Origin of the sequence: Paludibaculum fermentans (assembly GCF_015277775.1) — a bacterium.
GTDB classification, from domain to species: domain Bacteria; phylum Acidobacteriota; class Terriglobia; order Bryobacterales; family Bryobacteraceae; genus Paludibaculum; species Paludibaculum fermentans.
In genome coordinates this window covers 2,087,208-2,112,514 of sequence record NZ_CP063849.1, presented here as the reverse complement: position 1 = coordinate 2,112,514, position 25,307 = coordinate 2,087,208, and the positions used below count along the sequence as shown (strand labels likewise).

Sequence of the window (25,307 nt, the reverse complement as noted above, 5' to 3'; positions counted from 1 at the left end):
TCGTCCGCATCATCCGTTGGAGGAGCTGAATCCATGAAACGCAGATCGTTCCTGAGCGCGTCAGCCGCCGGAGCCTCGTCCCTTGCCGCGGCCGCCCAGGCGCCAGCGCGCAAGTCCGGCATGAAGATCAAACGCGTCCTCTACTACGGCACCGGCGGCGACGCGGCGCTGCGCAAGAGCAAGGTGCCCGGTCTCTTCAACCAGAGCACCAACGTGGTGATGATCGAGACCGACGCCGGACTCACCGGCATCGGCGAAGGCGGCGCCAAGGACACGCTGGAGCAGTGCGCGGCGGCCATCATCGGCATGGACCCCTTCCGCATCCAGGAGATCTGGCAGGTCCTGTTTCGTGGCTATTTCTATCCGGCCGGCCGCGAGAAGCTGCATGCCCTCGGCGCCATCGACATGGCGTTGTGGGATCTCAAGGCCAAGGCTCTCGGCGTGCCGCTCTACCAGTTGCTGGGCGGCCTCACCCGCGAACATATCGAGTGCTATGCCACCAGCTATCCGCCCAAAGCCACGCTGAAGGAAACCGCCGCCGCCTGTATCAAGGACGGTTATCGCGCCTTCCGCGTCGGCCCGGCCGACAGCCAGCCCTACGACCGTTTCGAGATGGTGAACCGCACCGCCCAGATGTGCCGCGATGCGCGCGAAGGGGCAGGGAAGGACGGCGGCTGGGCGGTGGACTTCCACACTCGCTTCGACATGACCGACGCCGTGCGCCTGGCTGGGCTCATCGAAGGACTAGGCGCCTACTTCGTCGAGGATCTGGTGCGCTCGGAAGACCCGGCGGTCTACAAGACCCTGCGCGGGCTGACCAAGGTACCCATCGCCGTGGGCGAGCAGTTCGGCTCCCGCTGGGACATGAACGAGCTGATCGAAGGCCACCTCATCGATTACTGCCGCGCCACGGTGCCCAATGTCGGCGGCATTACGGAGTTCGTCAAGATCGCCGCTCTGTGCGAAACGCACTACGTCGGCCTGATCCCGCACTTTACAGGACCCATCTCCGAAGCGGCCCTCGTCCACCTGTGCGGCTCGTTCTCGGGACCCGCGCTGATGGAGATGCTGCCGCGCGTGGCCATCAGCGGCACGCCCTACCTGCCCAAGGCATTCGACTTCCGCGACGGCAAGCTATGGCCGAACGACCGGCCCGGTCTTGGCGTGGAGGTCGACACCAAACAGCTCACGTTGCTGGCGGAGATCACGGAGAACACCCAGCCGACGCCGATCTACCGGCGGCCGGATGGGTCTGTGACCAACTGGTAGAACGGCCCGGGCTACGCGTAGGTCGTCGTCGAGGTCTCCTGCGGGGCTGTCTGGAGCTTCTCCGCCTTGGTGTACTGGCTCAAGGCATAGGCGACCTCTTCCTGCATCGAGACCTTTCCATCCTGATTGGTGTCTTTCGGGTCGTAGACTTCGCTACTCGAAGAGGAGGAGGTGGTGCTGCTGGAGCTGCCGCCGCCGGATCCTGAGCCGCCGGACCCCTGCTTCCCCCCGTCGGCCGGCGGGGCTCCGCCTCCTTGCTCCATCTTCTGGGCCATCTTTTCCAGGCCGTCGGCTGCATCCTGCTTAGTGATGTAGCCCTTGCCGCCCGAGTCGAGGACCTGGAAGATCTGGTCTGCACTGAGTTTCTTGCTGCTGGCGGATGAGTCGGACTCGATCGAATTCGATAGTTCGTCCTTCGTGATCTTGCCGTCCCGGTTCACGTCAACTTTCTCGAACATCTGATCGACCATCTTCGAACGCGTCTCCGTCGAGGACAGTGAATCGTATGCTGAATTTGCGCTTCCAACGAAACTGATCATGGAACTGCTCAATCTTTCCGAGAAGGCGGATCGTGTCTGGATCGGAGCTTCTCTACCCTTCTTGTCGACGAGGCCCCGATGAGTTCGAGCCGAATTGACCCTTCGTATTGTTAAGTCGTGTAAAGTCAGCGACCTGCCAGCTTTTTGGCCGCCTACTCCATCCGCAGGCTCGTCACCGGATCGGTGCGCACCGCCCGGATCACCGCGGGTACCGCCGCGATGATCGAAGTCCCGGCAATCACGAGCCAGGGCAGCAGCAGCATCCTCGGGTCTGTCGCCTTCACTCCGTAGAACAGCGATTCCATCGTCCGCGACGATATCAGACCTAGAACGATGCCCGCCGCCGAACCGGCCAGCAACATCCTCGACGACACCGAAGTCACCAGCCGGCCGATGTCCGCCGCCTGAGCTCCAATCGCCATCCGGATCCCGATCTCCCTCCTCCTCTGCAGCACCGAATAGTCCAGCACCCCGTACAGCCCCACCCCGGCCAGCAAGAGCGCGACCACGGTAAAGAAGACCGCCAGCAGGGCCAACAGCCGCTCCCGCAGGGTTTGCCCCTCAATCAGTTCCTGCTGCGTGCGGATGTTGGTGACACGGAAATCCGGCCGCAGCCGCCGCATCTCCGAACGCAGGGACCCGGCCAGCGCAAACGGCCGGTCGCTCTGGGTCCGGACCAGAAACGCCATCTGCCGGATCGGCATGAGTTGGCCATCTTTGTCCAGTTCATGCTGCGGGACAAAGACCAGCGGTAGCACTGGACCGCGCAGTCCCTTGTAGGGGGTATCCCGCACGATTCCGGCAATCTGAAATCGGTCGCGGAATTTCAGGAATGTCTGGCCCAGCGCCCGTTCTCCCGGGAGAAAAGTCTTGACGAACGTCTCATTTACGATCGCGGTGCCAGGCGACGCGGCATCCGGCCGGAAGTCCGATCCTTCCAGGAATGCGATCTTCATCGTCTCCATCCAGCCGGGTGAGACGGCCAGGAAGTAGGCGAGCTCGGAACTCGGTGGACCACCATGCACCGACACGAAGTTGTTCCAGGCCATGCCGTCCAACAGAGGCCAGGCAGACGACGCCACGGCGTCGATGCCCGGCACTGTCCTCAATTGCCGGGCCAGTTCGTCCCACACAGCGGGAGGCTGGGGTTGCTTTGGCGTTGCATAGACCACCAGCAGCCGCTCGGCTGCAAATCCTGTCGGCCTCTCCGAAAGGAGCCGGAAGGTTTCCACGAACAGTCCGGAAACAAACAGCACGACAAAGCAGAAGGTGACTTGCAGCGCGATCAAACCATGAATTAACCGCCGCCGTGAGTGCGGATCCGAGCCGCCCTTCAGAACGGCAGCCGGTTTCACGCCGGAAGCACGCAGCGCCGGGGCGAGTCCGAACAGGCCGGTCACCAGCAGTGTCAGTGCGAAGGCGAAGGCCATCACCCGCCAGTCCGCCGGCATGTCCAGCCGGGCCGGGTTGTCCGCCCGATTGATTCTGCCGACGACAAAGGGAGCCGCCCAGGTGGCGAACGCTCCGCCGGTCAGGGCCGCCAGCACCGCGATCAGGCCGCTCTCCACCAGCACCAGTTGCACCAGGCGGCCGCGGCCCGCGCCAATCGAGACGCGTAGCGCCATCTCCCGCGCCCGTGACGCCGCCTGGGCGGTCATCAGGTTGGCGACATTCGCACACGCGATCAGCAGCACCAGCAACACCAGCACGGCCATGGCGCCCAGGGCGCGTCGGTATTCCAACTGAAGGTTGGACAGCCCGGCCCAGGCAGGCTGCAGCCCAACCGTCCGGTCGAGATACCGCTGGATGTTTGCGCGCGTTATTCCTTCGAACCCTTTGGCCCGATTCTCCTCAAAGGCTCGCGATGACGCGGCCAGCCTGTCGCGGATCGGTCCCAACGCTTGGCCTGGAGGAATCCTGACCATGGTCCGCAGCCAGGTCCAACCCTCTTCTCTTGCGCCTGCATACATCGTCGCCGGCAGGAATACACCGGTCACCCTGCCCGGTTCAGTGCCGGTGAACGACTCGCCGCATACCCCCACAATTTCGTAAACCTTCTCGCCGATGCGCAGCTGCCGGCCCACCACGCCGCGATCCCGCCCAAAACGCCGCGACCAGTAATCGTAGGAGAGCACGGCGAAAGGTTGCGGCTGCGCCATGTTGTCCTCATTGCCGCTGAACAGGCGGCCCACTGCCGGCCGCAGACCGTACGACGGGAACATCCGCCCCGAGACATACTGGATATTGGCCTTTTCCATCTCCCCATCCGTCGAATAAGTGAGATCAACGCGCTCGACGTACCCGAGGGCCAGCAACTCCGCCTGCCCCCGCACCGCCTTCGACATCAATTGGAAGGAGGGATAAGCCCAGGCGTAGGACACGTCGAACTTCCCGTCGAAGCCGAAGCCCGTGCGCGTCAACGCGTACAACTCGCCCGGACGCTCCACTGGCAGAGGCCGCAGCAGCAGCGCGTCGATGATACGGAAGGCAGCTGTGCACGAGCCGATCGCCAGTCCCAGTGACAGAATCGCCGCCGCGGAAGCGACCTTCCGCTTGCGGATCTGCCGCCACCCCAGCACCGCATCCGCCCGCAGCGAATCGAGCCATGGCAGCAGCCGCAGATCGCGGCTTTCCTCGCGGAGCCGCAGTGCGGCCCCCAGTGCCCGCCGGGCCTCGGCTTCGTTCCGGCCCTCAGCCACCGCGTCGGCGACGTGCGCCTCCAACTCTTCGTCGATCTCGCGATTCAACCGCTCTCCGCGGAACACGTTCGACAGACGCAACCAGAACGACATGGAGTTTCCTTTCCCTGCTACCTAATCCGCCCTCAGCGTCTTGGCCGGATCGGTGCGGACCGCCCTCACGACAGCCGGCATCGAGGCCACCAGCGCCGTCACGACAATCACCAGCCACGGCAGCACCAGCATCCGAGGATCCGACGCCTTCACCTCAAACAGCAGCGACTCAATCCAACGCGCCGCGCCCAAACCCAACCCAACGCCCGCCGCGGATCCGGCCAGCACCATCCGCAGCGTCGCCCCCGTCACCAGCCGCCCAATGTCGCCCACCCGCGCGCCGATCGCCATGCGGATGCCGATCTCCTTGCGCCGCTGCAGCACCGAGTAATCCAGCACGCCATACAGCCCCACGCCCGCCAGCAGCAGCGCCACCACAGTGAAGAACAGCGCCAGCAGGGCCAGCAGCCGCTCCTGCAGCGTCTGGCCGTCGAGTATCTCCTGGAACGTTCGGACGTTGGTCACGCGGAAATCCGGCCGCGCCCGGGCGAGCTCCGCACGCAACGCGGGCGCCAGGCCCAGCGGCGCATCCCCCTTCACCCGCACTAAGAACGACATGCTGCGCACCGGCCGCAACTCGCCCTTCTTGTCGAGCTCATGCTGCGGGAAAAAGGCCAACGGCGGCGTCGGCGCGCGCAGCCCCTGGTACGGCGTATCCCGCACGATCCCCACAATTTGGAACTGATCGCTGACTCGCCGGAACGTCTGGCCCAATGCCCGCTCGCCGGGGAAGAAGGTCTTCACAAATGTCTCATTGACGATCGCCACGCCCGGCGCCACGGCGTCCGGCCGGAAGTCCGAGCCGTCGAGAAGCGGAATCTTCATCGTCTCCAGCCAGCCCGGCGACACCGCCAGCATGTACGCCGGCACGGAGCTTGGCGGCCCATTGTGAACCGACACGAAACCGTTCCAACCAATGGCGCCGATCAGCGGCCAGCAGGACGTCGCCGCCGATTCTACGCCCGGCAACGCCCGGATCCGCCCGGTCAGCTCCTCCCACACCACCGGAAGCTGCGGCTGCTTCGGCGTCGCATCCACCACCAGCAACCCGTCGGGCACAAAGCCCATCGGCCGTTCCGACAGCTTGTGGAACGTCTCCACAAACAGCCCGGAAACAAACAGCACCACGAAACAGAACGTCACCTGCAGCGCGATGAGGCCGTACATGAGCCGGCGCCGCGAGTGCGGATCCGAGCCGCCCTTCAGCGCGCTGGCCGGTTGCACCCCCGATGCCCGCAGCGCCGGCGCCAGCCCGAACAGGCACGCCACCAGCACCGTCAGCGCAAAGGCGAACCCCGTCACCCGCCAGTCCACCGGCATCGCCAGTTGTGCCGGATCGTCGGGCAGGTTGATGTGAGAGACCACAAACGGCGCGGCCCAGGCCGCGAATGCGCCGCCCGCCGCCGCCGCCAATATTGCCATCAGGCCGCTCTCCACCAGCACAAGCTGCACCAACCGGCCGCGCCCGGCGCCGATGGAGACCCGCAACGCCATCTCCCGCGCGCGCGCCGCCGCCTGCGCCGCCAGTAGATTTGCCACATTCGCGCAGGCGATCAGCAACACCAGCGCCACCAGCACCGCCATCGCCTGCAGCGCCCGCCGGTACTCCTTCTGCAGCGACGACACCCCAGCCCACACGGGTCTTATCTCAACCTTCCGGTCTAGAAACCGCTGGATGCTTGCCGGCGTGAGGCCCCGGTAGCCCTTCGCCCGATTCTCTTCGAACGCCCGCGACACTGCGGCCACCCGGGCAACAATCTGCTCCGGCGCCGTGCCGGGCGGAATCCGCACCAGCGTTCGCATCCAGGTCCAGCCCGCCTCCCGTGCTCCGGTGTGCATCGTCACCGGCAGGAAGATGCCGGCCTCCGAGCCCGGCTCGGTACCTGTAAACCCTTGACCCGACACACCTACAATCTCGAAGACCTTCGTCCCGATCCGCACCTTCCGGCCCACCACGTCGGCGGCCCCTCCGAAGCGCTGCGTCCAGTAATGGTGCGATAGCACCGCATAGGGCTGTGGCTGCGACAGATCGTCCTCGGCGCCGCCGAACAGGCGCCCCACCGCGGGCCGCAACCCGAACGACACAAACATCCGCCCCGAGACATACTGCACATTGGCCTTCTCGATGTCGTCCTCAGATGCAAAGCTCACATCCACCCGCTCGACAGAGCCCAACGCCAGCAACTCCGCCCGGCCCCGCACCGCCTCCGCCATCAGGCGGAATGCCGGATACGCCCAGCCGTCGTCGGTCTCGAACTTGCCGGTGAACCCGAAGCCGGAGCGCTGGAGCGCGTACAACTCCTCTGGATGTGCCACCGGCAGCGGCCTGAACAGCAGTGCGTCGATGATCCGGAACGCCGCCGTGCACGCCCCCATGGCTAAGCCTAGTGACAGAATCGCCGCCGCGGAAGCGACCTTCCGCTTCCTGATCTGCCGCCACCCCAGCACAGCATCCGCCCGCAGCGAATCGAGCCATGGCAGCAGCCGCAGATCGCGGCTTTCCTCGCGGAGCCGCAGTGCGGCCCCCAACGCGCGCCGGGCGTCGGCTACATTCCGGCCCTCAGCCACCGCGTCGGCGACGTGCGCCTCCAACTCTTCGTCGATCTCGCGATTCAACCGCTCTCCGCGGAACACGTTCGACAGCCGCAACCAGAACGACATGGAGATTCCTTTCCCGGCTACCTAATCCGCCCTCAGCGTCCTGGCCGGATCGGTGCGGACCGCCCTGACGACAGCCGGCATCGAGGCCAGCAACGCCGCGGCCAACAGTGCGATGGACGGAAAGGCCAGTACCGGCAAATCAGTGGCCTTCACCTGGTAGAACAACGATTCAAGGGAACCGACCGACGCCACGCCCAATGCGAGCCCGGCCGTGGCGCCCACCGCCACCATCGAATAGATCTGCGAGGTCACCCGGACCGCGATATCGCCTCCGCGTGCGCCCAGCGCCATGCGGATGCTGATCTCGCGCCGCCGCTGCAGCGCCGTGTAGTCCATCACGCCGTACAACCCGACGCCCGCCAGCACCAGGGCGACCACCGCGAAAAATAGTGCCAGCATGGCGAGCAGCCGCTCTCTGACGGTCTGGCTCCGCACGATCTCCGCCTGCGTCCGCAGATTGCTGACCCGGAACTCGCTGCGTTCGCTGGAAACGGCTTGCCGCAGTACCGGAGCCAACTCCATCAACGCCCGGCGGCTGCTGCGCACCAGGAAAGTACCCCGGGTCAGCGGCGCCGGCGCGCCCTCCTGGTCGGTCGTCTGGAACGGCAGGTAGGCCACCGGCAGCATGGATTCCCGCAGGTTGCGGTAGGCTGCGTCGCGCACCAGGCCGACAATCTGTACCCTGATCCGCACGCCCTTGCCCTCGATCATTTCAAACGACTTGCCCAGCGCGTTCTCGCCCTGGAAAAACTGCCTGGCAAACGTCTCGTTGACGATCGCGACGCTCGGGTCCATCTCCTCGCGCCGGAAGTCCCGGCCGCCCAGCATCGTGATCCGCATCGTTTCCAGCCAGCCGGGCGAAACCGCCAGCGTGAAGCCCAGTGCGTCCCCCGGTGCGTGGCCGCCTATGGAAATGCGGTGGTTCCGCATCTCGCCGGTCAGCATCGGCCAGGCCGAAATTCCAACGGACTCCACGCCAGGCACTGAGCGCAGCCGGTCGGCCACCTGGTTCCAAAAAGCCGGCAGTTGCGGACTCGATGCCACTGTTTCCAGCGCAAGCAACCCATCAGGAGAGAAGCCGACAGGCTGCCGGTTCAGCCGGTCGAAGGTGGCCGCGAACAGCCCGGCCACGAAGAGGACAAGGAAGCAGAACGTGACTTGCGCGGCGATGAGTGCATTCATCACCCTGCGTCGCGAGTGCGGATCCGCGCCGCCCTTCAACGCGCCGGCCGGGTGCACCGCCGCCGCCCGCAGTGCTGGGATCGCTCCAAACAGAATCGTCACCGTGAGCGTCAGCAGCAGGCTGAATCCGAACACCCGCCAATCCGCGGGCAGCACCAGCCTGGCCGGATCGTCCGGCGGATTGATCATGCTCACAACGAACGGCGCCGACCACGCCGCGAATACACCACCCGCTGCCGCCGCCAGCCCGGCGATCCACGCGCCCTCCACCAGGACCAGTTGCACCAGCCGGCCACGGCCCGCGCCGATGGCCACGCGTAGCGCCATCTCGCGTCCTCGTGCCCACCCCTGCGCCGTCATCAGATTCGCCACGTTCGCACAGGCGATCAACAGCACCAGCGCCACCAATACACTCAACGCCGTCAACGGGCGCCGGTATTCCCTCTGCATACGCGAAGCGCCCGCCGCTGCCGGTTCGAGGTTCAGCGTCGCCTCCACCACGGGGCCCGCTTTGGCCACCTGGAACGAACCTTTCAGCCGTTCCTCCTCAAAAGCTCTGTAGGAAGCGGCAAGCAGGTCGCGCACGGGTTCCGCCGCGCCGCCCTGTTTCAATCTCACCATCGTGTGGAACCAGAATGAATTGGCGCTGCCCAGAGAGGCCGGGTTCTTCATCGTGATGGGCACGAAGACATCCGTGACCGTGCCGGGCTCCACCCCAGTGAAACGCTTCTCCGCGACCCCGGCGATGGTGAAGAAACCGGCGTCGAGGCGCAGGCTCCGGCCAATCACGCCCGGGTCCCCTCCAAAGCGCCGCTGCCAGTAATCGTATGAGAGCACCACGTAGGGGCTCGCGCCCTGCTTCCGGTCGTCGTCCTCTGAGAGCAGGCGGCCCAACGCCGGGCGCAGTCCGAAGGCAGGGAACAGCCGTCCTGAAACGTACTGCCGGTGGGCTTTCTCCATCTCCTGGTCTGAACCGTACGCCAGGTCGACCCGCTGGGGGTAGGAGATCGCCAGCAGTTCCGCCTGACCATTCAGGGCGGATTGCCAGCGCTGGAACATCGGATACGAGCAACTGTCGTAAACACCGGGCCGTCCGTCCCGTCCCGGCTTCTCATAGGAGACGGCAAACAGGCGTTCGGGTTCGGCCACCGGCAGCGGCCGCAACAATAAGGCGTCCACCAGCCGGAAGGCCGCCGTGCAGGCGCCGATGGCCAGCGCCAGCGAGAGGATCGCGGAAGCGGAAGTGACCTTGCGCTTCATCAACTGCCGCCACCCCAGCACCGCATCCGCCCGCAGCGAATCGAGCCATGGCAGCAGCCGCAAATCGCGGCTCTCCTCGCGGAGCCGCAGTGCGGCCCCCAACGCCCGCCGGGCCTCGGCTTCATTCCGGCCCTCGACCACCGCCTCCGCCACATGGGCTTCCAACTCTTCGTCGATGTCTCGATTCAACCGCTCTCCGCGGAAGACATTCGTGATGCGCGTCCAGAATGACATGCCCTGTTACCTTGTCCTCATACTCAGATGTCCTAGTATATAGCTGTCTGAGTAAGAGGGCTGTAACAAGTTGCGCCGATCAGTGGCGGATCGACGCTCGCGAGCCGCTCACCGCCGTCGCCAGGCCCAGCCCGATATAGACCGATCCCGACACATACCGCTGGTGCCTCAGGAACGCCGGATTGCCGCGCAACCACCCCGAGGCCGTTCCGGCCGTGAACGCCCACAGGCAGTCGCTCACAAACCCCATGGCGGCGAACAGCAGGCCCAAAGCCAGCAGTTGCGGCATCACCGGACCGCGCGCCGGGCTCACAAACTGCGGCAGGAACGAGAAGAAGAACAGCGCTGACTTAGGGTTCAACAACTGCACCACCACCCCCTGCGCGTAGATCCTGCGCAGGCTCGCCGGTGCCGCATGGCCAACCTCGCCGGTCACCGGCTTCTCCCGCAGTTTGCGGATCCCGAGGTAGATCAGATACGCGGCCCCTGCATACTTCACGGCAGAGTACGCCATGGCGGACGAGACGAGCAGAGCAGAGAGGCCAAAGGTCGCCGCCAGCACATGCACCAGCCCGCCCGAGGAGATCCCGGCGCAGGAAGCGAAGCCCGCCCGCCGCCCCTGGTCCACACTGCGCGCGACGATATACAGCACGGCCGGTCCTGGAATCACCAACAGCACGACAGCGGCGGTGACGAAGATCAACAGTTCTGCGGGCGGAGGCAGCAGTTGCATGGGCGTCCTTCCATTGTTGACCAATTCGCACGTAATCGTCCGCTGTAACAACATGCACCGGCCGCTTGACGAAGCCCGCTACCTGGCGCAACGGCAGTTCGGGAATCAGACTTTGCTGGCGGAAAGGAGCCGCGAAATGGGGAGTGGCCACGCGCTGGAGGTGATCGCCCAGGACGCCCGCTACGCCTTCCGGCAACTGCGGCGGGCGCCCGTGCTAACCCTCTCCACCCTCGGCCTGGTCGTCCGCTCAAACATGTATGTACAGCAGTTGGCGGCCACCGTGGTGGGCGGCCTCGGCCTGATTGCCCTGATCCTGGCCGCCGTCGGATTGTACGGTGTCATCTCCTACACAATGGTTCACCGGACCCGCGAGATCGGCATCCGCATGGCCATCGGCGCCCAGCGGTGGGACGCCTTGCGCCTCATCCTGGGGCAGGGCCTCCGCCTGTCGGGCATCGGCATCGCCGCCGGATTTGCCGCCGGATTCGCGGCCGGACCGCTGTTTGCGAGCCTGATCTACGGCATCAGCCCGCGCGATCCGCTCACCTTTGCCTGCGTGGCTCTGCTGATGCTGCTGGTCTCGCTGGCGGCCAGCTTCCTGCCCGGCCACCGGGCCACGAGGATCGACCCCCTACTGGCCGTTCGCCACGAGTAATCTTCCGGGCTGGCCGCTTAGTCTTTCTGGACCCGATAGGCCATGACTTCCGCGCGCGGGGCCGTGACATTGATGTTGTCGACGCCCAGCAGCAGCTCGAAATGCGGCACGCGGTCGTCCGATAGCGTGATGGTCTCCAGGAACCGGCCCAGGGTCGAAGGGTTCAGCAGGAAATCGGCCGCGCCTTCCGTACCCGGCGTGTTCAGCCCCGAGAGAATCAGGACGTGTTCGTTGCTGGTCAGCCCGCGATTGAACTCAATCAGTGCGTAGGAGTGGGTGGCGCTAGCCCCCCGGCTCCACCGGTACAGCGGCAGTTCCGAGCCGTGCGGCGCCCGGTTCTGGATGTAGTCCCGGATCTCTTCGGTGAAGAGGCCCTGGAAGTTGTTCTTCTGGTCGAACAGCTCCACCCAGGGATTGGCGCGGCGCGCTCCAATCAGGACGGCATTGGATCCTTTTAGGTCGGCCATCCCCAGTTCGCGAGCCGGCCGGACCACCGCCCGCCGGAAATCGATGTCCGGCTGCCGCGCCAGCCGCCAGCAGAAGCTCAGGTCGACGTTGTTCGTGAACGGACGGTCGCGCAGCCCGGAAATCCAGTTCCCCTGAATGTCCGGCTGAGGTTGGAACTTCTGCCAGAAATCCCGGGCGAGGTATTCACTCAGCGTGACCGAACTGTGCGTATAGCCTTCGAAGAGGACCAGCGCCGTATCGGAAGAGACCACCATCGTCGGCCGCTCCGCGCTAAAAACCTGGCCCCAGAACTGGCGCACCAGGATCTGCGGGCGCGACGGCCTGGTCCAGCGGTAAAGCGCGTAGCCCGCGATCACCACCAGGAGGACTACGCCCGCCCACCGGCGCAGGTCAGGGCGTGGGCGCACCGCCGGCGCGATCTCCAGCGCCGCCTCCGGCACCGGATCCGATACTGTACCAAAGACGGGTAGATAGGCCCCCTTGGGTATTTGGATCCGAATCGCCTCATGGCTGCCCTCGTCGGCATAGTATTCGTCCAGCTTCTTCCGCAGCAGCCGCGCGTGCGAGCGGACAATGTTGTCCTCACTGGCGTTGTAGTCGGGTGGCCGCTCGAAGACGTGGCTGCCGACGTGCTGCTCGCTCACCTCGTCCACCCGGCCCAGGATGGCTCGCTCGCAGACGTACAGCAGGAAGGCGGAAAGGCGGGCTGACTTCTGGAATCCGGGGGAGGCGAGGATGCGCTGCACGACGGCCCAGCGGGGATCGCTCTCGACTCTGGCCCGGTCCGTCGGATTGAGGGCATCTCGGGCGCCAGAGGAAGTCGACATCAAACCAATCCTTGCAGCTTTCGGCCGGGACCATCCCGGTCCACACCTCAGCGCGTCTCGGAACCGCTTGTCCAGGGGCTAACGGGACCGTTACTGGTAACCTTCACCTGGACCCCGCCGAGGCAGGATAGCCGCGAAGGGGGTCTTTACTTTCAAGAGTATAGCATGCGTTTGACGGTGAAATGCACCGTGAACCACTGAACTCGGGTGTAGGAAAAGGCCCAGAATTGCAGTAGTGCCGGTTTATGCCGGGGTCTTTCCTTTGTGCCCGCGTGGAGCAGGTCCCTCAGTCTTTGCAGGTTGATCGACGGCTCGTCCCGTGCGGCATCGCCCCGCGCGCATTCGCAGAGCACCCGAGTTGCGACCACCACGAAAGGACTACACCATGAAATCCATGAGCAGGGTATGGCTCTGGGGCGTGTATCTCGCATCGGCGACCCTATGGGCCCAGACAACCGGCACCATCGTGGGACGCGTGACGGATCCGACCCTCGCCGCCATCCCGCAAGCCCGCGTCGAATTAACAAATGAAAGCACCGGCATCACCGAAGTCCGCACTCTGGGCGACGAAGGCGACTTCGTATTTCAACGGCTGATTCCCGGCAATTACCGGCTGGCCGCCAGCGCCGGCGGCTTCAAGAGTGTGGCCAAGCGCGGCATCGTCCTCCTGGTGAACCAGACGGCGCGCATCGACTTTCAACTGGAAGTGGGCAGCGTCACCTCCACCCTCGATGTCGAAGCCACAGCGCCGATGGTCCAGTCCGAGACCTCCTCCGTCGGCAACGTGGTCGACAGCAACCAGGTCCGCTCCATGCCCTTGAACGGCCGCACCGGCATCAACGGCCTGATGGCCATGGCTCCGGGTGTCCAGCAGGCGGGCTCGAACCCGGCCATCGCGGGAGCCGCCTATCGCGGCGGCACCGGCCAGACCGTTGACGGTGTCTCGAACGACGACGCCATCGGCGAACGCCTGCTGGGCCAGATGCTCTCCCTTGACGGCGTAGCCGAGTTCAAGGTCATCGCCAACGCCGCGCCGGCCGAGTTCGGCAAGAGCGCGCAGGTCGTCATCGCCTCGAAGTCCGGCGGCAACGTGGTCCACGGCACCCTGTTCGAATTCAATCGCAACGCCGTCGCCACCGCCAAGACCCACTCGGCCCAACTGTTGGCCAAACCGCCCTTTAACCGCAACGAATACGGCGGCTCCGTCGGGGGCCCGGCCATCAAGAACAAACTGTTCTACTTTGGATCCTTTGAAGGGCTCAGGCTGGTCCAGTCCAGCACGACCCAGATGTCCATGCCGCGCGCGGCCATGAAGACCGGCGACCTAAGCAACCTGCTGCCCACCACCGTGATCAAGGATCCTCTCAATGGCGGCACACCCTTCGCCGGCAACATCATCCCCTCCAACCGCATCAGTTCGGTTTCCCAGCAGTTCATGAAGTACATGCCGGATCCGAACCAGCCGGGGCAGGGCACTGCCGGCCTGGGCACGAACTTCGTCGCCAATGTCCCGCAGCACCAGCCCAACGACCGCTACTCCGCCCGCGGCGATTACCAGATCACCGATCGGGATATGGTCTCTGTCCGCTACTTCTGGACGAAGAACGGACCCTACAGCACGGCCGGCGGCGGAGTCCCCTTCGGTAACTGGGACGGCTTCGGCATCAGCAGCAAGAACCTGGCCGCCCAATACACGCGCGTCATCACCCCCACCATCGCCAATGTCGCCCGCGTCGGTCTCAACTACTGGGAAGACTACCGCATGCCCCAGAATCACGATCTGGATCCCAGCAAGATCATTCCCGGCGCCACGCCTCCGCTGGAAGGCCTGGGCGGACTGCCCACCATCTCCATGACGGGCTTCCAGACGCTTTCCGATCAGCCCGGCTCCGGCGACGTCAACCACCAGCGCCAGTTCTCCGACAACCTGAGCTGGGAGCGCGGCAAGCACAGCCTGAAGTTCGGCATCGACTTCGCTCGCGTCGATGTGGTCAACCGCCAGAACTCCTCGCCCTATCGCGGCTCCTTCGCCTTCGACGGCCGCTACACCGGCAACTCCTTCAGCGACTATCTGTTGGGCGACATCTCCACCAGCTCGCGGGCGACCAGCAACTTCGTCCTCGACGACGTGAACTACCGCTTCTCCGCCTATGCCCAGGACGACTGGCGCGTCTCCAACCGGCTGACCGTCAACGTCGGCCTCCGCTACGACTACCAGTCTCCCTGGGAAAAGAACAACGACCTCGCCGTCTGGGATCGCGGCTCCAACGCCCTGGCGGTCATCAGTGGCACGGCCGATCCCATCTGGTCCGGAGTCGTCCCGGTGGTGGACGCCGCCAAGCTCGGCCTCGACCGCTCCAATTACATGAAGTTGGGCAGCCGCAACTTCGCCCCGCGCATCGGCATGGCGTTCCGCCCGCTCGGCAGCGCCAAGCTCGTCATCCGCGCCGCCTACGGCATCTACTACAACGTGATGGGTGAATACGACGGCGCCGTCGACCTGCGCGACCTCGGCTTGAACCCGCCCTTCCGCGCTTCCCAGACCTTCCTGGGCAGCAACACCGGCGTGCCGAACCTGACCTGGTCCGATCCCTGGGCCGGCACCGGTTCGTCCTCCACCAGCAGCCCGCCCAATCTGTACGCGGTCGACAAGAACTTCCGCATCGGCTACTCCCAGCAGTGGAACTACACGATGGAGTGGGAACCGGTGCGCAACACCGCCGTCCGCGCCTCCTACGTGGGCAGCAAAGCGACCCATTTCGTACAGGCCGTGAATATCAACGATCCGCTGCCGTCCTCGCTGGCCGTCCAACCCCGCCGCGCCTACCAGCCCTGGGGCAACATCTACTACTACCAGTCGGATCGCAACCTGGCCCTGAATCAGCTCCAGTTGGGCGCCACCCGCCGCACGGCTTCCGGCCTCAGCTTCGGAGCCGAGTATCAGTTCACCCGCGCGCTGGGCGGACCCTACGATGGAGCCTTGCCCACCACCTGGACCAACACCCGGCTGGACCGCGGCAACAGCTCCCAGTACGTCAAGAACTACCTGGTGGCCAACTACATCTACGAGTTGCCCGTCGGCAAGGGCAAGCCCTGGCTGTCCAACGTGTCGGGCATCACCAACAAGCTGGTTTCTGGCTGGCAGGTAGCCGGCATTGCCACTTTCGCCAGCGGCAACTTCCTCTCCGTCTCGTTCAACAGCAACAAGACCGGCTGGCCCAGCGGCCGCGCCGACATTGTCGGCGATCCCGGAGCCGCCCTCAAGAACGAACTGCAGTGGTTCAACCCGGCAGCCTATGCGGTGCCGGCTGCTTACACGTTTGGCAACTCGGCGCCGAACAGCATCACCGGACCCGGTTCGGTGAACTGGGATACCGCCCTGTTCAAGATGACCTCGCTGACCGAGCGGATCAACCTGGAACTGCGGGGTGAGGCGTTCAACGTCCTCAACCACGCCAACCTGGGCAATCCCGGCACGAACATCAGCGTTCCGGCCAGCGTCGGCATCATCACCTCGCGCAACGGCTCCAGAGTGGTCCAGTTTGGTGCGCGCCTGACGTTCTAGCCAAAATTGAGAGGCCCCCCGGCTCTGCCGGGGAGGCAGTAGCAGTTTGACAATTCAAGGAGTCCATCGCGGAAACTCCGATACGTGAGCCGCCAAGCACACGAAAGGAGAAGTTCCGCGATGGACGAGTACGAAAGTTTAAGCCATTCAGCATGGGTCACCCGGCCTCTCCCGTTACTCCCTCCTTCTGGCAATCTGTGTACATCTGTGTTCATCTGTGGCTAAGATTTGCGCTCCAATAGGTGAGAGGTTCTTCTCGTTCGTGGAACTCGGACATTGGGCCACAGATGGACACAGATACACACGGATGGGAGGCTGAGTTTAGAAGGACCGGGATTGAGGCCGCCTTCGAGGGTTTTGTCGGGAAGAATGGGCAAAGAAGAAAGGCTCCTCGGAAGAACCGGGGAGCCTTTAGTTTTAGAGTGAGGATTTCGAACTTTACTTCTTATCTGGCGGAGAGGGAGGGATTCGAACCCTCGATACAGTTTCCCGTATACACGCTTTCCAAGCGTGCGCCTTCAACCACTCGGCCACCTCTCCTGGGGTGCTTTGACGCCCTTCGGGAGGCGCTATCCGCGCCATCAAGGCATCATTGCGAGCTCTTTGCTAGTGTATCATGCCGGGCTTACCGAACCGGTAGTCCCTGGTAGAAATTGTCACGAACCCGTAGCCACCATTCGGCTCCCGCCGGAGCCGGTTGGCTACCCTTGCAGAGGGCGTCGACCGCCGGGAATCCCGACAAGCGCAGGAACAATTCCTGGACATCCGCCTTGGGCCGCGACTGGGCCAGCCGCAGGTCCTGGCGCACGTTCCGGATGAGAAACGCCATGGTGCGTCCCATCATGCCGCCGGCGCCCTGCGCCGGGGTGTCCTGCAGGAAATCGCAGGCCGAATCCTTCACCGCCTCGTCCACACGGGGCGAGAGGGGCGGCAGTTCTTCCGGTGGCAGCGTGTGGCCCGGACCGGCCTCCTTCATCACCCGTACTTCCATGGGGTAGATGATCCAGCGGTCCCCCACATTCAACTGCACTTCCAGGCGGAAACGGGCCGCGGGCGTGGACTCGGGCGTCCAGACGTCCAGCAGGTAGGTCTGAACCTTCTGGTCAGTCCCCAGCACCGCGCTGTGCGGCAGCATCACCATCCGCACCTTGTCCGGCACCCATTCCGCTCCGACCCGGGTGTACTCCTCCTGGTAGAGCGTGCATTGAACCGTATCGTCAGGATTCTGCCCGACATAGAGATGGTACGGCTGGCCGGGCGGCGACTCGACAACCACTCGCAAGGTGGTGTACGCGTTGCGGAGGACAGCAGGAGAGAGGATTTCGCGCCGGTGCTCGACGCGGTCGGCCGCGACCACTTCGCCATCCGGCTTCACCCGTTGGAACTCGCTGTATACCAAAAGCCGCTGGCCGCTGAGAGCGATGCTCGCAGCGGCCAGCAGGATCACACAAAAGGCGAATCTCTTCACCCTGATAGCTTACGCCAGGTCGAACTTCTCCTGGTGCAATAACGGATCGGCGCTCACCAGCACCGGACGGCCCAGAATCTCTTCCAGCTCTTCCAGATACTGGTTGGAGACCGACTTCATCTCCTTCGCGACTTCGGGGTTCACCCGCAGCACGACGTCCTTGGTATCCACAACCTTGGCGTACTTCTGCGCCTGGGTGAGGATCTCGCTGATCACCGTATCGACACTCTTCACATAGCCCGCGCCCTCGCAGGTGGGGCAGGCCGAGCAGAGCGCCCGTTCCAGCGACTGCTTGACGCGCTTGCGAGTGATGGCGACCAGGCCGAAGTCATTGAATTGAAGGATCTTGTAAGGAGCCTTATCCATCCGCATGACCTCTTCCAGCGCCTGCATGACCTTCGCTCGGTTCTTGCGCTCGTCCATGTCGATGAAGTCGACCACGATGATGCCGCCCAGATCGCGCAGCCGCATCTGGCGGACGATTTCCTTCACCGCTTCGAGGTTCGTCTTGACGATGGTGTCTTCCAGCCGGTTCGACTTGCCGACATACTTGCCGGTGTTGACGTCGATGGCGACCAGCGCCTCGGTCTGGTTGATGACGATGTAGCCGCCCGACTTCAGCCAAACCTTAGGCCGCAGGGCCTTTTCCAGCTCCTGCGTGATGCCGAAGGCGTCGAAGATCGGCTCGGGCCGGGTGTACATCTTGACCCGCGGGAGCAGGGCCGGAGCCAGCCGTTCGACGGAATGCAGCACCTGTTCGTACAGATCTTCGTTGTCGACCCAGATGGCCTTGAACCCGTCGGTGAGCTGGTCGCGGATGAGCCGCTGCACCACTTCCACGTCATGGTGGAGCAGGGCCGGAGCGCGCCGCTTTTCAGCCTTCTGCTTGATGTCCAGCCACAGGGCGGCCAGGAACTGCATGTCGGCCGCGATCTCTTCCTCGCTGCGGCCTTCACCAGCCGTACGCATGATGAAACCGCCGGCCACACCCTCGCGATGCTTCTGCAGGATGCGCTTCAGCCGCTGCCGCTCTTCGTCGGTGGAAATCTTGCGCGAAACGCCAAGATGTTCAACCGTCGGCATATACACGACATACCGGCCGGGCATGGCGATGTGCGAAGTGATGCGCGCACCCTTCTGGCCCAACGGTTCCTTGGCAATCTGGACGATGATTTCCTGACCTTCGCGTAGAAGGTCGGCAATCGATGGGATGGGCGGACGCTCGCGCTCGCGTTCACGATCGCGCCGTTCCGGCGGCGCCTGCTGCTGCTGGCGGGCTTCAAACCGCTCCACCGGACGCTCGACAACTCGCTCCACCGGGGCTTCCGGCGCGGCTTCCAGCGGCGCTTCCGTACCCGGCGCTTCCTGGCCACGGCCGCCACGGCCACGGCGGCGCATGCGGCGCGAAATGCGGTGCGGAGCCCGGCCGCTCTGTTCGCGGACCGTTGCACTCTGATTCTGCGGTTCTTCTGTGGAGACTTCGCCTTCCACCACTTCCGCTGCTTCGCCTTCGGCCGGCTCGATAGCTTCCGTTTCGCAGGCGGCGATCGCGTCTTCGTGATCGTCCACCGCTTCGATCTCAGTCTCTTCGGAATCGGAGGCGGCGGGTTCGTCGTCCTCTTCTTCTTCCGCTTCCTCGACCGTTTCCGCTTCCTGGCTGACCGCTTCTTCGGCTACTTCGGCGCGGTGCTCAATCTCTTCCACCCGGTCAAGGATCTGTTCGGCTGCCTGGTCGGCCGCTTCTTCGGCCGCGGCCTGCAACTCGTCCAGGTCGATCGGCTCATGGATGATTTCGGGCTCGGGTTCCGGTTCCGGCTCGGGTTCGGGTGTAGCTTCCTGCACGGGCGCCGCTTCGGCCACCACCGGCACGGGGGCCGGTTCGGGACGAGGGGCCCGACGGTACTTGGCGAGCGACTCACCCGGCAGCAGGACGACTTCCTCAATGGGAGCGGCTTGCGCCGGTTCCGCTTCGTGTTCGATCTCAGCCGCGACCGGTTCTGGAATCTCCGGCTCGACTTCGTCGACCGGCTCGTTGCCTGGTTCACCAGCGGTGGCGTACTTGGAATCCGGGAAACCCCGTCCACCACGGCGGCGGCGGCGCGAGCGGCGGCCCCGACGGTCCTGATTGTTCTTATCAGCGGCGGCGTCGCCTTCGGCGGCAGGCGCCTCGGCCACGGCTTCCGGAGCGGCGGCTACGGCTTCCACTACCTCGGCGGGTTCAAACTCTTCAATGACAGGCGCGGCTTCCACCGGGGCGGGGGCATGCTGTTCGCGGCTGCGGTTCCGGTCCCGATCGCGGCCTCGGCCGCCTCGATCACGGTCCCGATCGCGGTCACGGTCGCCTTCGCGCTCCCGTTCCCGGCCGCCTCGGCGCTCGTCGCCAACCTTGTCGATCTCGTCGGCATTCTCTTCAAAGAAGTCCGAGACGTAGAGGAAACAGTCGCGGTCCAGGCCCAGGTCGACAAAAGCCGACTGCATGCCGGGAAGAACGCGGGTTACCCTGCCTTTGTGGATACTGCCGGCCAGGGAATATTCGTTGGCGCGTTGGAAGAAAACTTCAACCAACTGGCCGTCTTCGAGAATCGCCACCTTGCTCTCGTGGCGGTTCTGGCTGATCACCAGCTCTTTCGATGACATCAAACAACCTCCGCTCTCCGTGCGCGACGGGAGTGGAGGAACTCGAGAGACTGGGTCCAACCTTCGGGCTCAGGTGGAGCGCTACAACCCGGGGTTCGAAATCGGCCCCGTGCGCGCCGTTCAATTCAAGAAACTCTTCTCTTCCCAAGACTGCAACTCGATCATTCCAGAGCTATTCGCGTCCGGAGACGAATACACAGCGGCGGCTTCTACAAAACCGCTCTCGAAAACATGCTGAATTGTCACCTGGCGCCGGAGGGACGTCCCTTCCGGCCCACTCACTCAATATCGCGTCACGAAACAAATCGCCGTAGCCGTACGTTATTAACGAGGCCCAGCATCATAAACACCGACAACATGCTCGATCCCCCGTAGCTCATCAGGGGCAGCGGAATGCCAGTGACCGGCATCCGCCCCGCTGCCATCCCCACATTCACCAGAAGGTGGAACAGCAACAGCGAGCAAACTCCCATACAGATGAACATTCCAGCCCGGTCTGGCGCCGTTTGTGCATTTTGCACAATCTGCATCAGAAGCAGGAAATACAGCCCCAACACGACCAGAATGCCGACAAACCCATGCTCTTCGGCGAAAGCCGAAATCAAAAAATCAGTATGAGCCACAGGCAGGAACCGAAGCTGAGTCTGAGAGCCGTGTGTGACTCCCCAACCCCAAATCCCTCCATGACCCACCGCAATCTTCGACTGGATCACCTGGTACCCCTTACCCATCGGATCCTTCATCGGGTCGATGAACGTCTCCAGACGGGCTCGCTGGTAGTCCTTCAGGAAGAACCAGCCAACCGGCATCAGCACGGCCGCAAGGGCGATAACAGTCGCCGCATGCTGCCAGCGGACACCACCTAAATACAGCCCAATCAACAGGATCGGCACATACGTCAGGGACGTGCCAAGATCCGGCTGTGCTGCCACCAGGGTGAATGGAAGTCCTACCAGTCCCCCTAGCTTCAGCAGATCCCGAACCTCCAACCGGTCGCTCTTCAGTTCGGTCAGATACCGGGCTACCAGTAATACTATCACTAGTTTGGCAAACTCCGAAGGTTGAAACTTAAAGCCGAAGGCGACCGGGATCCAGCGCTTCGAACCCCACACCAGCCTTCCAATCAACGGAGTAACCACTAATAAAGTCAAAGTGATGCCGTAAAGCAGTGGAACCTGACCAAGTAAGGTGTGATAGTCGATCTTGGTCATCAACCACATCATGAGCAAGCCCACGGCCAACCACAGCAGCTGTTTCCACCATGCGGAACGCCAGGCCGTGTCGAGCGTGGCGCTGTAAATCTGGAGTATCCCTAGTCCGCAGATAGAGAGAGTGACGGCCAACAGCGGCCAGTCGAGATCACGCAACGAACGGTAGCTGGCCACTAGCGGGCAATCTCCCCGGGCCGGCTGAGCAGGCTGGCCACGCCGGGCGTGGGCTGCTGCAGTTTGTTCAACCGTGCCTTCTTGTCGAAATACGCTTTTACGACGTCGCGCACAATCCACGAAGCCCTGTCGCCGTGGGCGCCGTTCTCATACAAAGCAGCCACCACAATCTCTGGGGAGTTGCGCGGGGCGAAGCCGACAAACCAGCCGTTATCCCGGAACGCTTCACCCATGTCGCGGCTCTTCAACAGATCATTCGAAGCCAATTGGGCGGTGCCGGTCTTGCCGCAAAGCTCGATCCCCGGGATGTGCGCCATGGACCCCGTACCCCACTCGTTCACCACGGCATACATGCCGGCGATCACCTTGTTTACATTGTCCAGATTGAGCTGCGCCTTGCGGGCCGGTTCCAGCTTGCCTGCCTTGCCCGCCTCTTCCTTGACCACGTGCGGCCGCATCCAGACTCCGCCCGTGGCAATTCCGCCAATGGCGTGAGCGAGTTGCAGCGGAGTGACGGTCAGCGCGCCCTGGCCCACCGAAACGGAGATGGTCTCACCGGCGTACCATTTTTCCCGCTGCGTGCGGATCTTCCACTTTGAGGAGGGCACGACGCCTTCCTTCTCACCCGGCAGGTCGATGCCGGTCTTGTGGCCCAGGCCGGCCATCTCGGCATACTCTGCGATCTTGTCGATGCCCAGTTTATTGCCCACCGCATAGAAGAAGACGTCGCAGCTCTGCGCGATGGCGGTTTTCAGATTTACCGTGCCGTGGCCGGTTTTTTTGTGGCATTTGAACCAGCGGCCATACCAGTTGGCGCCGCCGTTGCACTGAACCGTGAAGTTCTCGTCGATGATGCCGGCCTCGAGCGCGGCCAGCGCCATGATGGGTTTGAATGTCGATCCGGGCGCCTGCTGGGCCGCGAGCGCGCGGTTGAACAGCGGCTTATACGGGTCGGTTGCCAGCGCGGCCCACTCCTTGGCATCGATGCGTCCGACGAAGTGGTTGGGGTCGGGCGCAGGCGTGGAGACGAAGGCCAGTACCTCACCTGTACGCGGGTCCAGAGCCACCACGGCGCCGCGTTTGTTCTGCATGGCGAGCTCGGCCACCACCTGCAGGTCGAGGTCGATGGTCAGCTTCAGGTCCTTGCCGGGCTGCGCCTCGGTAATCCCTAAAACCTCCCTGGTGTTCATGCGGTTGTCGACACGCACCTGCCGCTGGCCGTCCACGCCGGTGAGCTGCTCATTATAGAAGCGCTCGATGCCCGACTTGCCGATGACGTCACCGGGATTGTGGTTGGCCCACTCCTGGGAGTTCAGCTCGGGTTCGTTGATTTCACCCACATACCCCAGCAGGTGCGCGGCCACGCCGTCCCTGGGGTAGACCCGGAACTGAGATTTGATCAGCTCCATCTCCGGGAACGAGTCGGCGCCCTTGTGGGCTTCGACAAAGGTCAGTTCGTCGGCGGTCAGCTCTTCCTTCAACGGAATCGTGAAGTAGGTCGGCTGGCGGCGGAAGCGGCGGATTTTGGCGGAGAGATCGTTGGCGTCCAGGTTGAGGCCCGCGGCGATGGGAATGACATGCTCTTCCCGCAGGCTGTCGCGCGAGAGGATGAGCCGGTAAGAGGAGTGGTTGTCGACGATGACACGGCCGTCGCGATCGACAATCTTTCCACGCGGGGCAGGGATGGGCAGGCTCTTGATCTGGTTCTGGTAGGCCTTTTCGAGGTAGAACTCCTCGTTGCGGACCTGCAGGTCCCAGTAACCCAGGGCCAGAAAGACGAAAACGCAGACAGCGAAGTACTGGAATACCGCGATCTTGCCGGCGGCGAATTTCGTGTCGTCGCGGATCAGTGGGCGGGTGACCGACGCATCGGGCTGCCGTTCCTGCGGAATCAGTTTCACGTGAGTTCCTTACTGTTCCTCAACCCTCAGTTTATCCATTATCAGGAACAGAGGGACGGCTACTACGGCATTGAGGAAAGCAAAGATGATGCTTTGCGGGATCTGGAGCTCGAGATTCTGGCCCAGCAACCCGCGCGCGAACACCCAGAAGGCGACCTGGTGGAAGAGGAAGAAGAAGAAGCTGAGGATGAACCGCAGCGCGTTGTTCTCCACGTCGAAGCGCATGCTGATGGAGGCCGAGAAGTAGCCCACCAGCGTCTTGGCAATCCCGAACATCCCTAGCGGGTGCTGCGACAGCGAGTCCTGGACCAGCCCGATCACCGTCCCGATCACGGCGCCGGCCACCGGTTGGCGGCGCATCAGCGAGAAGTAGACCACCACCAGCAGCGGAAGCTCGAGATAGGACAGGAAATCGACGAAACGCGGGACGTACACCTGAAACAGGATCGCGATGAGCGGAATGATGATGTATGCCGCCGGACGGAAATGGGAGATCTTGGCTTTGCGCGGGCCTGCCTGGAGGATCCGGTCATCGTACTCTGTCATTGCTTACGGGGCTCCTGCGGTTTAGGAGCGGCAGGGGGCTGCGCGCCAGGTGCCGTGCGGGCACCGGCCGGCGGCTGAGCGCCCGGAGTGGTGGCGGCATTCGGTGCCGGTTGTGCGGATTGGGCCGGCGGGTTGCGGTTGAAGTCGGCCAGCGGACCGGGAGACCCGATGTCCACCCCCTGGCTTTCGCCGATGCGGCGGTATTTATCCCTGAGCTTGTCGGCGTCGGTCTGCATGGCGCCGGCCGCTTCTCCGGCGGCACTGGGTGCGACGCGCTGATCCTCACCCGGCATCGGCGGCGGAGCGGGCAGGATACTGATCTGCGGCGAGGCCGGCGTCTCCGGTTCCGGAATCAGGCCCTGCACGCCATCGATCACAATGAGCATCTCTTCCACTGACCCGGTGACGGCGCTGGGGGTGACGACGACTTCCTTGCCGCCGCGGCCTTCGCGCACCATCTTGACTTGGCCCACGGGCAGGCCGCGCGGGAAGATCCGGTCGGCGCCGGAGGTGTAGAACCATTCACCCGGCTCCAGTTTGTCCTCGTTCTGGACGTAATCCACGATGCAGTTGGTGGTGCCCTGGCCTTTCAGGGTGCCACGGACATGGTTCTTTTGCGAGACGACGCCCGCAACCGAACCCTGCTCCGTGATCAACTGCACCAGCGAAGCCATCGGATAGGCCGCAACCACCTTGCCGACGATGCCGTCCGGCGTAATGGCGGCCATGCCGCGCTTCACGCCATCGTTGGAGCCGCGATCGACAAAGACGACCCGGGAATTGGCTCCGGTGCCGGTACCGATGACGCGCGCGGGCAGGGTCTTGGAAGGAATGCGGCTGCGGAATTCGAGCAAAGCCTTGGCGCGATCGGCGGTGGTCAGTTCGGCCGTCAGGAACTGGTTGCGCAGTTTCATCTGGCCCACTTCCTGCCGTAACCGCTGGTTTTCCGCCTGGACGTCGCGCAGGAAGATGTAGCCGGTGAAGAAGCCGCCGGTGCCGCCTCGCACCCACTCGATGCCACGGGCCAGGGGTGTTACCGCCGTGACCGCCCACAGGCGGATGAGGCGCACGTCTTCGCGCGCTTTTACCTGGTAAGCGAGCAACAACAACTGCCCCACGATGAGCGCCAGCAAAACGCTCAGGTTGCGGTAACGGCTGAGGAACGTTTCCATAGCCTAAGTCAGA

Annotated in this window: 15 protein-coding genes and 1 tRNA gene; 3 read left to right on the top strand and 13 right to left on the bottom strand. The window is 63.8% G+C overall.

Translation table 11 applies throughout. The annotated features are described in order from the left end of the window. The first annotated feature begins 33 nt into the window (after positions 1 to 33). A complete protein-coding gene (locus tag IRI77_RS08375) occupies positions 34 to 1,269 on the top strand; it encodes a mandelate racemase/muconate lactonizing enzyme family protein (RefSeq protein ID WP_194451620.1) in 1,236 nt (411 codons plus the stop codon). 11 nt (positions 1,270 to 1,280) lie between these two features. On the opposite strand, the gene IRI77_RS08370 is transcribed toward IRI77_RS08375, so the two are convergent. The 5 genes from IRI77_RS08370 to IRI77_RS08350 all read right to left on the bottom strand — a co-directional run bounded on the left by IRI77_RS08370 (position 1,281) and on the right by IRI77_RS08350 (position 10,670). Continuing rightward, entirely contained in the window at positions 1,281 to 1,739 is a 459-nt protein-coding gene (locus IRI77_RS08370) for an EF-hand domain-containing protein (protein ID WP_267239391.1), read from the bottom strand. A 221-nt stretch (positions 1,740 to 1,960) separates the two neighbouring features. Beyond that, positions 1,961 to 4,600, bottom strand: coding sequence for an ADOP family duplicated permease (locus IRI77_RS08365; protein WP_194451618.1), 2,640 nt, complete (start codon positions 4,598 to 4,600; stop codon positions 1,961 to 1,963). A 21-nt stretch (positions 4,601 to 4,621) separates the two neighbouring features. Then, positions 4,622 to 7,261, bottom strand: a complete 2,640-nt coding sequence (locus tag IRI77_RS08360) for an ADOP family duplicated permease (protein ID WP_194451617.1) — start codon at positions 7,259 to 7,261, stop codon at positions 4,622 to 4,624. Positions 7,262 to 7,282: 21 nt separating this feature from the next. Further along, positions 7,283 to 9,937 (bottom strand): ADOP family duplicated permease, encoded by a 2,655-nt coding sequence (locus IRI77_RS08355; protein WP_194451616.1) that lies wholly within the window; start codon positions 9,935 to 9,937, stop codon positions 7,283 to 7,285. Positions 9,938 to 10,016: 79 nt separating this feature from the next. Next, positions 10,017 to 10,670, bottom strand: coding sequence for a LysE family translocator (locus IRI77_RS08350; protein WP_194451615.1), 654 nt, complete (start codon positions 10,668 to 10,670; stop codon positions 10,017 to 10,019). A 52-nt stretch (positions 10,671 to 10,722) separates the two neighbouring features. Here IRI77_RS08350 and IRI77_RS08345 point away from each other — a divergent pair, with 52 nt between their 5' ends. After that, the gene (locus tag IRI77_RS08345; RefSeq protein WP_194451614.1) at positions 10,723 to 11,325 is read left to right on the top strand and encodes an FtsX-like permease family protein; all 603 of its coding nucleotides are present in this window, start codon (positions 10,723 to 10,725) and stop codon (positions 11,323 to 11,325) included. Positions 11,326 to 11,342: 17 nt separating this feature from the next. Here the strand turns inward: IRI77_RS08345 and IRI77_RS08340 are convergent, their stop codons facing one another. After that, the gene (locus IRI77_RS08340) at positions 11,343 to 12,620 is read right to left on the bottom strand and encodes a hypothetical protein (RefSeq protein WP_194451613.1); all 1,278 of its coding nucleotides are present in this window, start codon (positions 12,618 to 12,620) and stop codon (positions 11,343 to 11,345) included. A gap of 394 nt (positions 12,621 to 13,014) precedes the next feature. Between IRI77_RS08340 and IRI77_RS08335 the strand changes: the two genes are divergently transcribed. Beyond that, on the top strand, positions 13,015 to 16,185 hold the full coding sequence (locus IRI77_RS08335; protein WP_194451612.1) for a TonB-dependent receptor: 3,171 nt from the start codon (positions 13,015 to 13,017) through the stop codon (positions 16,183 to 16,185). A gap of 450 nt (positions 16,186 to 16,635) precedes the next feature. Here IRI77_RS08335 and IRI77_RS08330 read toward each other — a convergent pair. From IRI77_RS08330 to IRI77_RS08300, 7 genes are all read right to left on the bottom strand, one after another. After that, positions 16,636 to 16,725, bottom strand: a tRNA-Ser gene (locus IRI77_RS08330). 85 nt (positions 16,726 to 16,810) lie between these two features. Continuing rightward, positions 16,811 to 17,653, bottom strand: coding sequence for a hypothetical protein (locus IRI77_RS08325; protein ID WP_194451611.1), 843 nt, complete (start codon positions 17,651 to 17,653; stop codon positions 16,811 to 16,813). Between the two features lie 9 nt (positions 17,654 to 17,662). After that, a complete protein-coding gene (locus IRI77_RS08320; protein WP_194451610.1) occupies positions 17,663 to 20,290 on the bottom strand; it encodes an Rne/Rng family ribonuclease in 2,628 nt (875 codons plus the stop codon). Between the two features lie 293 nt (positions 20,291 to 20,583). After that, entirely contained in the window at positions 20,584 to 21,675 is a 1,092-nt protein-coding gene (gene rodA, locus IRI77_RS08315) for a rod shape-determining protein RodA (RefSeq protein ID WP_194451609.1), read from the bottom strand. Continuing rightward, positions 21,675 to 23,576 carry a penicillin-binding protein 2 gene (mrdA, locus tag IRI77_RS08310; RefSeq protein WP_194451608.1) on the bottom strand — a complete coding sequence of 634 codons (1,902 nt, stop codon included), beginning with the start codon at positions 23,574 to 23,576 and terminating at the stop codon, positions 21,675 to 21,677. The genes rodA and mrdA overlap by 1 nt, the downstream gene beginning before the upstream one ends. Before the next feature lie 9 nt (positions 23,577 to 23,585). After that, positions 23,586 to 24,122, bottom strand: a complete 537-nt coding sequence (mreD, locus tag IRI77_RS08305) for a rod shape-determining protein MreD (protein WP_194451607.1) — start codon at positions 24,120 to 24,122, stop codon at positions 23,586 to 23,588. Further along, positions 24,119 to 25,294 carry a rod shape-determining protein MreC gene (locus IRI77_RS08300; protein WP_194451606.1) on the bottom strand — a complete coding sequence of 392 codons (1,176 nt, stop codon included), beginning with the start codon at positions 25,292 to 25,294 and terminating at the stop codon, positions 24,119 to 24,121. The genes mreD and IRI77_RS08300 overlap by 4 nt, the downstream gene beginning before the upstream one ends. Positions 25,295 to 25,307 lie beyond the last annotated feature (13 nt).